General features: G+C 73.7%; 6 protein-coding genes and 1 pseudogene. 1 reads left to right on the top strand and 6 read right to left on the bottom strand.

Features of this window, described 5'->3' with window-relative positions; all coding sequences use genetic code 11:
- The first annotated feature begins 492 nt into the window (after window positions 1-492).
- Window positions 493-7,428: a hypothetical protein gene (locus tag ACZ3I4_RS30870; RefSeq protein WP_465385552.1), complete on the top strand. Its 6,936-nt coding sequence runs from the start codon at window positions 493-495 to the stop codon at window positions 7,426-7,428.
- On the opposite strand, the gene ACZ3I4_RS30875 is transcribed toward ACZ3I4_RS30870, so the two are convergent.
- The 6 genes and pseudogenes from ACZ3I4_RS30875 to ACZ3I4_RS30900 form a co-directional block, all read right to left on the bottom strand.
- Window positions 7,412-8,455, bottom strand: a complete 1,044-nt coding sequence (locus ACZ3I4_RS30875; protein WP_465385553.1) for a GGDEF domain-containing protein — start codon at window positions 8,453-8,455, stop codon at window positions 7,412-7,414. The two genes, ACZ3I4_RS30870 and ACZ3I4_RS30875, sit on opposite strands and share 17 nt — an antisense overlap.
- A 180-nt stretch (window positions 8,456-8,635) precedes the next feature.
- Window positions 8,636-9,505, bottom strand: coding sequence for an EamA family transporter (locus ACZ3I4_RS30880; RefSeq protein WP_465385554.1), 870 nt, complete (start codon window positions 9,503-9,505; stop codon window positions 8,636-8,638).
- Window positions 9,502-10,686, bottom strand: coding sequence for an ABC transporter permease (locus ACZ3I4_RS30885; protein ID WP_465385555.1), 1,185 nt, complete (start codon window positions 10,684-10,686; stop codon window positions 9,502-9,504). Before ACZ3I4_RS30885 ends, ACZ3I4_RS30880 begins: the two co-directional genes overlap by 4 nt.
- Window positions 10,686-11,354: pseudogene (locus ACZ3I4_RS30890) on the bottom strand (ABC transporter ATP-binding protein); the annotation flags it as partial. The pseudogene ACZ3I4_RS30890 and the gene ACZ3I4_RS30885, both read right to left, overlap by 1 nt.
- Window positions 11,351-12,691, bottom strand: coding sequence for an efflux RND transporter periplasmic adaptor subunit (locus ACZ3I4_RS30895; protein WP_465385556.1), 1,341 nt, complete (start codon window positions 12,689-12,691; stop codon window positions 11,351-11,353). The gene ACZ3I4_RS30895 and the pseudogene ACZ3I4_RS30890, both read right to left, overlap by 4 nt.
- Before the next feature lie 81 nt (window positions 12,692-12,772).
- Window positions 12,773-13,513 (bottom strand): L,D-transpeptidase family protein, encoded by a 741-nt coding sequence (locus ACZ3I4_RS30900; protein WP_465385557.1) that lies wholly within the window; start codon window positions 13,511-13,513, stop codon window positions 12,773-12,775.
- Between the last annotated feature and the right edge of the window lie 92 nt (window positions 13,514-13,605).

Below are 13,605 nucleotides of genomic sequence, written 5' to 3' on the forward strand. Positions count from 1 at the left end.
ACCGCGTTGTCCCGGGCGCTCCTCCACCGTGACACCGCACAGCACCTTGATCCGTTTCTGGGAAGGGTGTGCTTCACCACTGGCCGCGCCCGCCGGGTGGCCCGGTTACCCGTCCGTATCGTCAGAACGGGTTTAAGAATTGCTTAAGTTCGAGCCGCGTCCGATGGTGACGGCTCGTCCCGGCGAGCAAACGATCTGTACATCAGCCGACAGCGTTTGAACTGTTCGGCACGGCCACGCGTACTCTGCGCCGAGGAAACAAGTCCGGCTGAGCGACGAGCCGGGGCCGCCGCGCGGTCCCGACCCGGCGGGATGCCGTGGGGCGCGCTCCCGGGGGTGGTGGCGCGGCCCGCAAATCCGTGGTTAACCTTCCACATCCACCGCGTGGGAGGGGATCAACCGGGCACGCGTGACGAACGGGGGGCGAGGCATGCGGCGATGGGGTGAAAGGCACCTCTCCGGCCGTCGTGCGCACGCTCCGGGAGCCGTGGCATGAGCTTCGAGGACGACGAATACTGGGACGAGGAGTACTCCGAGTATTCCATCGTCCCCAACACGGCAGTCGTGCAAGAGCGGCAGTACGAGCGGCGCGACATTCCCGACCCGATCATCCCGACCCGTCGCGCCGACGACCAGGTCGACGAGCTGGCCGCACGCCGTCAGCGCCGGGCCACCAGCAACTCGGGCGGGCCGCAGCGCCCCCAGGCCGCGTTCGACTCGCAGCGGCCGAGCTGGCTCGACGACCCCAGCTTCGTCCCGATCGACACGTCGCAGCCCAACCTGGCCGGCAACGACTTCGACGAGGTCGACTTCAACCGGCCCGAGCTGGGCGCCGACTTCGACGCGCCCGACACGACGTACGCGCGGCGCGACGACCGCTACGACCCGCGCGACGACATCGACGAGCCGTTCGACCACCGCGACCTGGAGGCGTACGGGCACGGGCCGAACCCGGGCGTCAAGACCGTCAGCCGCAGCGACGACGAGGACCGCCCCGGCGGCCGGTGGCAGCAGCAGCAGCGCCCGCAGCGCTCTCGCCGCCCCGAGGAGGACCGTCCGCAGCGCCGCCTTGAGGACGAGCGTCAGCAGCGTCGCGCCGAGGATGAGCGTCCGCAGCGCTCGCGCCGGTATGAAGAGGAGCGACCCCGCCGGTACGAGGAGGAGCGCCCTCGCCGTTTCGAGCAGGAGCCGCCAGCCGCTCCCGCCGCGAGCGGACGGGCCCGGGTGCCCGAGGCCGATCCTCACCGCCGCACCGACTCGTCGCGGCGGCGCGACGACGCGTACGAATACGACGAGCGCCGCCGTCGCCCGAACCCCGACGAGAACGTACGCCGGTCGGGCGAACGCGCCGCCATGATCTGGGACGAGCAGCCCCTCGAGGGTGCGGGCGGCGGCGACCGCCGGCGCCACGATTACGACTACGACGAGCGGCGTCGTCCCCGCCCGGAGTACGCGGATCCCCGTCGCGAGCCCGACCGCGCCTGGGCCCCGCCCCGCGAGGAGGCGCCCCTCACGATCGAGGGCGAGATCCTCGAGGAACGCCCGCCGCGCACCATCGAGGGCGAGATCGTCGACGACCGCCGCCGCCAGACCTGGGACGACGGCTGGGTCGAGGAGTCCCCGGCCGCTCTCGACTCGTCCCCCTCCGCGGGCGACCCTGCCTCGGAGGAGGACCCCGACGACGCCCCGCGCGTGGTCGGCAAGGCCACGCCGCCCGCCCCGCCCCGGGTCATCGCCAAGCAGGACCCGCCGCCCGCTCCGCGCGTCATCAAGAAGGCCGAACCCCCGGCCGCGCCGCGGGTCGTCGGCACCCACGCCCCGACTCCGGCCGCCCGGGTGGTCAGCCCTCCCCCGGCCCCCGCCACCCCTGTCAGCCAGCCACCGGCGGTCCCGCCGCGCGCCCCGGCCCAGACCCCGCCGGCCGCCGCGGCCCCCGCGCCGCAGGCCCCGGCCGCGCGGGCCGCCGCCGTGCCGCCACCCGCAGCCCGCCCGTCGGGGGCGCCCACCCAGGACGCACCCGGTCAGGCCGCGCGAGGTTCTGCCACGCCGCCCGGCCGCGGGTCCGTGCCGCCACCGGCCCAGCCCGTGCAGGGCCGCGGTTCCGTCCCGCAGCAGGACCGTGGCGTCGCCCCGCAGCAGGGCCGTGGCGTCCCGCAGCAGGACCATGGCGCCGTCGCTCCGCACGACCGCGGGGTCGCACCCCAGGACCGCGGGGGCGCGCCCTACGACCGCGGGGTCGCACCGCAGGACCGCGGCGTGCCCCAGGACCGCGGGGTTGTTCCCCAGGACCGCGGAGTCGCGCCCCAAGGCCGCGGACTTGCTGCGCCGGACCGTGGACTCGCTCCGCAGGACCGTGAGTTTGCTCCGCAGGACCGGGGATTTGCTCCGCAGGATCGTGAGCTTGCCGCGCAGGACCGTGGACTTGCCTCGTACGAGCGTGGGATCGCTCCGGACGATCGCGCGGCCGGTGTTCCGCCGCAGGGGCGTGGGGCCGTGCCGCCGCCCGTACAGGGGCGCGGTGTTCCGCCGCAGGCACCCGGGCAGCGATCGCAGGGTCCCGGCGACCCGTCGCTCGCCGAAACCGATCCGCGGCTTGACATGCCCCGCTCGCGCCGCAGCCCGCGAACCGCACACGTCTTCCTCTCCGAGGGCGACGACCCCTGGGCGATGGTGGCGGACGAGGCACCTCCCGCCGCGCTGCCGAGCAGTGGTTTCGGCCGTCCGGTGTCTCCGGCAGCCCCCCATTACCCGGACCAGTCCATGCCGCCCGGCGCGATGCCTCCGGGTGGAATGCCGCCCGCAGCCGCTCACGGCGCGGCCCCCGTCCAGGACGCGCCGACCACGCCCGCCGGTCCACCGCCGGGCGTCAACCCGCGGCCGCCGGTCTCGGAGCCACCGGCCGCGGCGCGCGGTCCCCTGCCGGGATCCAACGTGCCCGTTCCCGGGACACACACGCCGGCTCCCGCGCCGCAGGGGCCAGTGCCGAACGTTCAGGCGCCGCCCGCGGCGGCCCAGGGCCCGACTCCCGGCGCTCAGATGCCGCCGGCCGCCGCTGCTCCCCAGCACGGGATGCCGCAGGCCGACGAGCAGCGCGGGTCCTCCCGACCCGGTGCACCCCAGCACGGGATGCCAGACGCTGACAGTGCGCAGCACGCGACGACTCAGCCCGGCCAGCCCCAGCGTGGATTTACCCCGCCCGGCGCGCCTCAGCACGGGATGCCACAGGCTGACAGGACGCAGCCCGGGACGTTCCAGCCCGGCCAGCCCCAGCGCGGATACACCCAGCCCGGCGCGCCCCAGCATGGAACGCCATATGCCGACCCTGCGCAGCACGGGACGCCCCAGCCCGAGCGCGGTTACGCCCGGCCCGGTGCACCGCAGCACGGAATGGGTGACACGCCGCAGGCCGGCGAGCCGCAGCGTGGGTTCCCCCGGCCCGGCACTGACCAGCACGGAATGCCGCAGGCTGACACGCCGCAGCACGGGACGCCCCAGGCCGGCCAGCCCCAGCGCGGATACACCCAGCCCGGCGCGCCCCAGCACGGAATGGGTGACACGCCGCAACACGAGGCGCAGCAAAGCGGCGAGCCGCAGCGTGCGTTCACCCAGCCCGGCACTGACCAGCACGGAATGCCGCAGGCTGACACGCCGCAGCACGGGGTGCCGCAGGTCGAGGATCCGCAGCGCGGGTTCCCCCAGCCGGGGCGCCCGCAGCACGCCTCCGGCCAGCCGGAGCACGGGGTGTCGCAGCCCGGTGCAACCGAACGGGGCCGGCCCCAGCAGCCTGGTTCGCAGCAGTTCCCGGTGTCGTCGGCTGGGACGCAGCAGGGCCATGGCGCTTCGCCGTGGGCTGACTCGGCGTCGCCGCAGTCCGCCGCGGCGCACGCTGCTCCGGTGTCGCCTGCCGCCGCTCCGCGTGACGTGCCGCCGGCCGGAGTGTCGCAAGCGGGGGCGCTCGCGCCGCCGGTTCTGCCTGGCGTTCCAGTGCCGCCTCCGGTTACTCCGGGGCCGGCCGACCTTTCGCCGTCGCCGCGACCGGCGCAGGCTCGCGGCCCGATGCCGCCCGCCGACGGCCGGGACTTCCCCGGCTGGCCGGGCGACGAGCCGTCGCAGGCACGGCCGGGGCATCCCGGCCCGGATCCCCGCGCGGCACGTCCGGCACCCGGCCCCGACCAGCAGGGTGGGTGGCTCGACGAGCAGCCTGCCGGGCTGTCTGTGCCGGTACAGCGCGGGCCTGGTCGGCCGGCTCGCGACCAGCACGCCCCGGAGGAGCACGCTGCCCCGCACAAGACCGGCGGGGCGTTCTTCCGCAAGGCGGTCGACAAGCTGTTCGGCCACGGTTCCGACAAGCACGACCCGCCCCCGGCCCAGCCGCCCGCTCAGCCCGAGTCGCGCCAGCAGGCAGCGGATCGGTCGTACCCGAGCCGGCAGGAAGCCCCGGCCCAGAACGTTGCGGGTCCGCGCCCCACCGAGCGGCAGTTCCCGGGTCGCCCCACGTCGGCACCCGGGCAGGACGCGCCCAGCCGACGGGAGCCGGGTCAGCAGGCGCCGGGCCAGTGGGAATCGGGCCAGCAGGCGCCGGAACGGCAGTTCCAGGGCGGATACGGCCCCGATCGGGAGTTCCCCGAACTCCACGCCCCCGATGGTCAATTGCCGGATCAGCATGCTTCCGGTCGGGCCGGCTCGAGCCAGCATGCCCCTGGCCAGCAATGGCCGGGCGAGCAGGCAACCGATCACCAATGGTCGGACGAGCACGCACCCGACCAGCAATGGTCAGGCCAAGACGCACCTGGCCAGCAATGGCCGGGCCAGCAGGCACCTGACCAGCAATGGCAGGGCCAGCAGGCACCTGACCAGCAATGGCAGGGCGAGCAGGCGCTTGGCCAGCAGCGGCCGGGCGAACAGGCACCTGACCAGCAATGGCAGGGCGAGCAGGCGCTTGGCCAGCAGTGGCCGGACGAACAGGCACCCGACCAGCAATGGCCGGGCCAGCAGGCAACTGACCAACAACGGCCGGGCCAGCAGGCACCTGACCAGCAACGGCCGGGCCAGCACGCACCCGACCAGCAATGGCCGGGCGAACAGGCACCTGAGCAGCAGCAGCGGCCGGGGCGGCCCGCATACGACCTGCCGGTTCCTGATGGTTCGGGGCAGTGGCAGCCCGTGGCTGGGCAGCGGGCGGCCGAGCCGGGGCGGTCCGAGCCGCAAAGCCGGAGCCAGTACGCGCCGGATCAGCAGGCTTCGGGCCAGCCCGCGTCTGAACGGCATTTCCCGGCTCAGCGAACCCCCGACCCGCAAACGGCGGAACAGCACGAGTCCGGCCGGGGGCAGCGCGGGCGCGAAGAGCATGTCGCGGAACAGGCTCAGCATGGGTGGCAGGCGCCCGGTCGAGAGGTTCGGGACGAGCACGCCGAGGCACCGGGTCTGCACGCGCCCGCCGAGCAGGATCGGGACCAGCGATTCCACGGGCAGCAGGTGCCTGGTGCGCCCGCGGCCGGGTCCGACGTGCGCGATCAGCCGGGTTCGGGCCAGTTCGGGCAGCCGAGTGCCGGCATGTCTGCGCCCGGCCGGGAAGCTTCCGGTCACCACGGTCCGAGTCGGTCCGAGGTGGGGCAGCACGCACCCGCACAGCGCGCACCGGGGCAGCGCGAAGCCGTACCGCACGACGCACGCGGGCAGCAGGAAGCCGCACAGCACGAAGCTAGCCAGCACGAAGCCGGGCAACACGAAGCCGCACGGCGCGAAGCCGGCCAGCAAGCGGCCGCACAGCATCAAGCTGGACAGCACCAAGCCGGCCAGCACGCGCCCGCACAGCACCAAGCCGGCCAGCACGCGCCGGCACAGCACGAAGCCGAACAGCACGCGCTCGGGCAGCACGAAGCCGGGTGGCAGGGGCGCGACGGGCATGGGCCGGATCAGTCCGGGGCTGCTCAGCGGGTCGACGGACAGCGCGGACCCGAACAGGGACGCCCGGCTCCGGAGCAGCCGCGCGAGACGGTTTCCGCGCAGCCGGCTGCGGAGCAGCAGCGCGACGCGGTGGCGGCGCACGCGGTCCTCGATCAGCGGGCGCGGGAGTGGGCGGAGGCCCGGTCCGCGGAACAGGCGCTGGAAGGCGGGCGGCGGCCTACCTCGCTGGCCGAGGCGCCGGTGAGTGCGCCGGCCGGGGAGCATGTGGCGGTCCGGCCGCAGAGTCCGGCTCCGCGGGTGGCCGCGGAGCAGGGTCTGCCCACGCAACCGCTGGCTACGACGCCGGTGCGAGGCGAAGCCACGCCGGCCGTTCCGGCTCAGCGGCAGCCGGTGGACGAGCCGGACGCGAAGTCGCGGCAAGCCGGAACCCCGGACGGGCAGGGCGGCGCGGCGGGCGAGGATCCGACCAAGATGGGGGCGCACGCGGCGCCGTACATGGATCCGGATGGCACTCTGCACAACATCCGGCCGATCGGGCGGCTGGCCGTCTCGGGTGCGGATGCTCCTGAGCGGACGGCGGAGACGGCGTTCGGCGGCATGTGGTTCACCGCCAAGCACGACGACGACCAGCCCGAAGAGCCGCAACAACGCGACGCGAGCGACGAACAGGCGCGGGAGAACGAGGCGGCCCGGCCCGGCGGCGACGGCGTCGTCATCGACCTCGACGTCACCGGGCTGTTCCAGGGCCGCACGGTCGAGCAGCAGGCCGCGGAGAAGCTCGAACCCACCGCCGTACGGGCGCGGATCAACGAGCAGATGGCGGCGCACCAGCCGCAGTCTCCCGCGCCGGGGCGCGTTGAGGCGGAGCGGCCGGCGCTGTCCGCGGCCGACCTCGAAGCTATTCGGTGGCGGCTCGACGGTGGCACGCTGCGGGAGGTCGTCGACGACCGGGACGCCCTTCGCGAGCTGGGGGAACGGCTCGACGGGCCGCTGGCCGACGAGGTCGACAACGTGGCCAAGGCGGGGCTGCTGAGCGTACGGGCCGAGGTTTATCGCCTGCTCGGTGAGCTGGGGATGGCCGCGGCGGCCAGCCGGCTCGCGCTGGCGCATGCCGAGTCGGCCCGTGACCTGCAGTCCGAGGTGATCGCGCAGGCCGAGTTGGCGCACATTCTGCGTCTGCGCGGCGACTTCAAGGAGGCCGACCGGCTGTTCGCCAAGGCGACCGGCGCGAACGTTCCGGAGACGCTGCGCAGCGTGGTGCACGAGAACGCCGGCCGCTGCTGCTTCGACCAGGGGCGGCACATGGAGGCCCTCGATCACTTCGCCCGGGCCGTACGGCTGGGGAGGCGGGAGGACACCGATCTGGCCGCGCGGGTCGGGGTGTGTCTCCAGGCGGTCTACATTCACGTGCTGCGCGACGGGTGGGGGCCCTACCCGCGGACGCGCGACGACATTCTGGGAGTCACCGGGTCCGCGCTCGACGAGAGCACCGCCGAGCAGCCGGTCATCCAGCCGCGCTGACCGTTTGCCGGGGCGTCGGCGGGTGGGCCATCGCGGTCCGTCCCCGTCCGCCCTGCTTCGCCTCGTAGAGCGCGGCGTCCGACGCGGCCCGCAGCTCCTCGGCCGTTCCGGCGTGGTCGGGCAGCAGGGCGATGCCGATGCTCAGCCCGGGCGTGCCGCACGGCAGGCCGTCGACGGCTTCGAGGGCCGTGCGCACCTCGTCGGCGACCCGGCGGGCGCTCAGCCGGTCGGCCCGCAGCAGCAGCGCGAACTCGTCGCCGCCGAGCCGCGCCACCACGTCGTCCTCGCGGCGGGCCACCGTACGAAGGCAGGAAGCGACCACCTGAATCGCGCGGTCACCCACCCCGTGCCCCCACGTGTCGTTGATGTTCTTGAAATGGTCGATGTCCAGCGTCATCAGGGCCAGCGGCTCCCCGTTGGCCCGCGCCCACCCGACCGAGCGGTCCAGCTCGTCGTCGAAGGAACGCCGGTTGGCGATGCCGGTGAGCGGGTCGGCCAGCGCCTGCGACTCGAGCACCGCGCGCAGGCGGTCGTTGCGGTTGCGCAGCGAGGTCACGACGACCGCGGTGAGGCTGAGCGCGACAGTCACCGAGATCCAGTCGGAGAGCCCGGCGGCCAGGCCGCGCACCTCGAACGCGACCAGCGCGTGCCCGGCCGACACCAGGACCATGATCACGGTGGTCACGCGCTGGCTGAGGAAATTGGCCGTGTAGAGCACCGGCCACAGGTAGAACAGCTGGGATCCGGCGCTGGCGTCGCGCGAACCCACGTTGAGCCCGGCGACGGTGCCGACCGCGACGAACGGCATGAGCAGCCAGAACAGCCGGGGAATGACCTGCGGGCGGCGCCAGGCGAGCAACCCGCCGACGGCCGTGAACACGATGGTCGCCGAGATCGCGACGACCCAGGCCACCGGATGCTCGTCGGGCAGCACCAGACCGGTCAGGAACACGAGCGGAGCAGCGGCCAACATCAGGTACGCGACGCTGCGGGTTGCCCCCTGCTCGTCGCGGAGCTGATAGCGCACCGTGCGACCGCCCCTCTCTCTTTCACGAACGTTCGGCGGCCCCGGCGAAGACCTGAGGATCAAAGCAGAAGATAGACGTACGCCTCGTCAGCCCCTGGAGACGCACCGGGCCGGAACCGGGGGTGCCGGCGACCCGGCCGGTGCGAACGGCCGTAGCGCCCGACCGGCCCCTGGCGGTGGTCACGCCGAGGACGCGACCGCTTCGGCCCGCTTGCGCGATTCCCGGCGGGCCAGCGTGACCCCGGCGCTGGCCAGCGTGACCAGCACCAGCGCGACGATCTCGGCCGGGCCCAGGCGCTGGCGCAGGATCAGCAGGCCGGCCAGGGCGGCCGCGGCCGGTTCGAGGCTCATCAGGATGCCGAAGACGCGGGTGGGGATGTGACGCAGGGCGTGCATCTCGAGGCCGTACGACAGCACCGACGACAGCACGGCCACCGAGACGGCGCCGACGAGCAGCGCGGGGTGGCCGAGGACGCCGGTGGCGCCGCCCACCCCGAAGGGCAGCACGAGCACCGCGGCCACCGACAGCGAGACGGCCAGGCCGCCCGTGCCCGGCACCAGCGATCCCACCCGGGCGCTCAGCACGATGTACGAGGCCCAGAACAGCCCGGCGACGAAGGCGAGCAGCAGCCCGCCGAGCGGGGCCGAACCGCCGCTGTCCAGCCCGAGCAGCAGCACCCCGGTCGCGGCCAGCGCGGCCCACAGCAGGTCGACCAGGCGGCGGGTCTGCACCAGGGACAGCAGCAGCGGGCCGAGGAACTCCACGGTCACGGCCATGCCCAGAGGCACCGTGCGCAGGGACAGATAGAAGATCAGGTTCATTCCGGCCATGGCCACCCCGAGCAGGGCCGCCGATCGCCAGGCGGCGGCCGACCACGTGCGAAGGTCGGGGCGGGTGAGGACGGCCAGGATCAGCGCCGCGAAGGCCAGCCGCAGGAACGTGACGCCACCGGCGCCCAGCTCGTCGAACAGGCCGTGGGCGATCGCGCTGCCGACCTGGACGGAGGCGATGGCGGTGAGCACCAGCAGCGGTGCGGGCGGCGTTTTCACTCCGTGCGCAACGCGACGACGGGATCGAGTCTTCCGGCGCGCTGGGCCGGCACGACACCGAAGATGATGCCGACAAACGCGGACACCCCGAAGGCCAGGGCCAGCGACCACCAGGTGATCGCGGCCGGGACCGGGGAGAAACGGTCGACCAGCAGCGCGGCCGTGACGCCGAGGGCCATGCCGAGGACGCCGCCGATCGTGGTCAGCAGGACGGCCTCGAGCAGGAACTGCACGCCGATGTCGCGTGGCCGGGCGCCGACCGCCTTGCGCAGGCCGATCTCCCGGGTCCGTTCGCGCACCGACACCAGCATGATGTTGGAGACGCCGACGCCGCCGACGAGCAGGCTGATCCCGGCGATCGCGGCCAGCACCCCGGTCAGCACGCCGAGGATGTCGCCGAGCACGCCGAGGATCTGTTCCTGGGTGACGGCGCTGAAGTCGCTGTCCGGGTGCCGCTCGCTCAGCACGTTCACGACCGCCGTGGACAGCTCGCCGATGCGTTCCCGGTCGGGGGCGCGGATGGCCAGGCCGTCGATGCGGTCGGTGCCGAGCAGGCGCTGGGCCGCGGTGACCGGCACGTGCACCTCGCTGTCCCGGTCGACGCCGAGGCTCTGACCGAGCCGCTCGAACGTGCCGATGACCCGGAACCGGACGCCGCCGATCGTGATCTGCCGGCCGATCGGGTCGCGGTCGCCGAACAGGGCCGTGGCCGTGCCGGCGCCGAGCACGGCCACGCGGCGCCCGGTCGTCACGTCCGTACGGGTCAGATAGGAACCCCGGTCGAGGTTGCGCACGAAGACGGTGGGTGTGGTCTCGAGGACGCCCTGCATGCTGGCGAACGCCGACCGGGACCCGGCGCGGACCGTCTCGCCCGACGCGATGGTCACGGCCACCCGGTCGCGGTCGCCGACGACGCGCGCGACGGCGTCGGCGTCGTCCATGTTCATCGTCGACGCGGCCGGGGCCGATCCCGCCTCGAGCCGGCCCGGCACCACCAGCAGCAAGTTGGAGCCGAGCCCTTCGACCTGCTGTTCGATCTGGCCCTTGGTGCCGGTGCCGATGCCGACCAGCGCGACCACGGCGGCCACCCCGATGACGACGCCGAGCATGGTCAGGACGCTGCGCAGCCGGTTGGCGCGCAGGGCGTCCAGGGCCACGCGCCAGGCTTCCGCGAGTCTCACACGATCACGCCGTCCCGCATGACGATCTGGCGGTGCGCCCGCGCCGCGACGTCCCGGTCGTGGGTGACCAGCACGACGGCGACGCCCTCGCCGTTCAGCGATTCGAGCAGGGCCAGCACGGACTGGCCGGTCGCCGAGTCGAGGTTGCCGGTGGGCTCGTCGGCCAGCAGCACCGACGGGCCGGTGACCAGGGCCCGGGCGATCGCCACGCGCTGCTGCTCGCCGCCCGACATCTGGTTGGGGCGGTGGTCGAGGCGGTGGGCCAGGCCGACGCGTTCCAGCATCGCGGTGGCCCGCGCGCGGCGTTCCCGGCGGCCGACCCCGCGATAGACCAGCGGGAGGGCCACGTTGTCGCGGGCGGTGGTCCGGGTCAGCAGGTGGAACGACTGGAAGACGAACCCGATGGTCTCGTTGCGCAGCTTGGCCATCTCGGCCGGGTTGAGCGTCGCCACGTCGCGGCCGCCGATCAGCAGCGTGCCGCCGGAGGGCCGGTCGAGGCCGCCGAGCAGGTGCATCAGCGTCGACTTGCCGGAGCCGGAGGTGCCGACGATGGCCAGGTAGTCGGCGGGCTCAATGGTCAGCGACACGCCGCGCAGGGCGGCCACCGAGACGCCGTCGAGGTCGTACGTGCGGCTGATGTCGGTGGCGATGATGGCGGGCGCGGTCATGAGGGTTTGTCGCCGGGCCGGATCTCGTCGGCGCCCGAGACCGCGATCCGCTGCCCCGCGTCGAGGCCGTTCGTCACCTGGACGACGTCCTCGCCCTGCACGCCGAGCGTCACCGGCACCCGCTCGTAGCTGTCACCGCGTACGGCCCAGACCGTGTCCTTGCCGTCGACGTTGATGATGGCCGAGGCGGGCACGGTGACCGCGTCGCCGGCCTCGCGGACCTGCAGCCGCACCACCGCGCTCATGCCCGGTCGCGGGGTGGGCGCCGTGCCCCCGTCGGCGTCCTTCCCGCCGGTCAGATCGAGGCGCACCTTGTACGACACCCCGCCGCGGCTCGACGTCGTCGGCAGAAGGTCGATGGCCCGTACGGTGGCCCGGTAGCTCGCGCCGGTGGCCGCGTCCAGCTCGACGGTCGCCTTGACCCCGGCCTTGACCAGCAGGACGTCCGTCTCGTCGACCTCGGCGGTCAGCCCGAGCCGGCTGACGTCGACCACGGTGAGGATCGGGGTCCCGGCCGCCACGTAGCCGCCGCGCGGCACCGCCTCGTCGACTCCGGGCAGCGACGAGCCGCCACCCGCCGACTGCGGTGCGGCCGGGCCGCCGGCCGCGAGGAGGTCGGTGAGCGACGGCGTGCCCCCGCCCGACGTGCCGCCCAGCTGCACCACACCGGCCACCGGCGCGCGCAGGGTGAGGGCCTCGACGGCCGCGTCGGCCAGCTCGTAGGCCTGCTCGGCCTGCAGCCGCTGGGCGGCCGAGAGCGAGCTGACCGCCTCGCCGAGCGACGCCACCCCCTGCTGCACCGAGCGCAGGGCGGCTCCGGCGGCGGCCGAGGCGGCGTCGTACTGCTGCTTCGCCGCGTCGACCTGCGTGAGCAGCACCTCGCGCAACGCCGGGTCGGTGATCTTGGCGGCGGCCGCGCGGGCCTCGTGGAAGGCGTCCGCGGCCTGCTTGTCGGTCCGGCGGCGGACGGCGGTGAACCCGGAGGTGCCGCCGATCGAACCGCCGCCCCGGGACGCCTGGTCGAGCGCGCGCTCGGCCGAGCGCCGGCGGGCCTCGAGGTCGGGCGCGTCGATCACGGCCAGGACCTGGCCCTTGCTGACCCGCTGACCCGACTCGACGCGCAGATCGTCCAGGGTGCCGGCCGAGGGGGCGCTGACCGTGGCCGCGGCCCGGGCGGTCACCGACCCCGGCGCCTCGACGATCTCCGACACGGTGCCGCGGGCGGCCTCACCGAGGCGTACGTCGGACTGCTTCTCGTTGCAGGAGGCGGCGGTCGACGAGATCAGGAACAGGCCGGCCGCTGCCAGCACCAGGGAGCGCGGGGGTTTGGCAGACACGCACGCCACTCTATGCCGACCAGCGAGAAGGGCGGGCCGCCGGTCATCCGGCAGCCCGCCCTCGTCAGGTCTTGCGTTTTCTCACGTGCCCGGACGGCGTCCGATCAACTTGACCGTCATCCCGATCTTGCCGGTGCTGTAGAACGTCTGAGCGTCCTGCTTGAGCAGGTTGACGCAGCCGTGCGACCCGCGCCACTTGTCGTGGATGTAGGTCGTGGTCTGGTGGAAGCCCATCCCGCCCTTGAATCGCTGCCAGTAGGGCAGCCACACGTCGTACGGGTCGGACCATTCCTTGATCGTCCGCTTGTTGATCTTGAAGGTGCCGGCCGGCGTGCGGTAGCCCTTCATGCCGGTCCGGACGACCGTCGGGTTCGTGTAGCGCTTGCCGTTCTTCATGATCCAGGCGGTCTGCTCGGTCAGGTTGACGCAGAACGTGATGCCCGACTTCTTGGGCTTGCACGCCGCGACCTTGGTGCGGCCGAGCCGGCTGATCACGTCGTACGTCGTCGGACCGGCCAGGCCCTGCGCGGGCTGGATGCCGTAGCGCTTCTGGAACTTCTTGATGGCCGTGCAGTCGGCGGCGGACTGCTTGCCGTCGACCGTCGTCTTGCCGAAACCGCCGAGCTTGTGGAGCCACCACTCGACCTGCTTCTGATATTTGCCCGTCGCACAACCCGCGGCCGCAGCCTTGGCGGCCGTCGTGGTCACCGGAGTGCCCACCGCCGCACCCGCCACTGCCGGTGACAGCGCCACGGCACCGAGACCGCCGCCGACCAGGGTCGCCAGAACGACCCCGGTGAGGCGGGCGCCAACCCGTCTCACTCTCACTGTGATTCCTCCCCAGGAACTTGTCCGCACATAGAAGCACAGCGAAGCGACGCACCCCTCCCGCGGACGGAGCGTGGCGCGAAACC

Source organism: Actinoplanes sp. NPDC021490, from assembly GCF_055562135.1.

Coding starts and splice junctions, on each gene's coding strand:
- ACZ3I4_RS30870 (WP_465385552.1), top strand. CDS start 493: ATGAGCTTCGAGGACGACGAATACTGGGACGAGGAGTACTCCGAGTAT.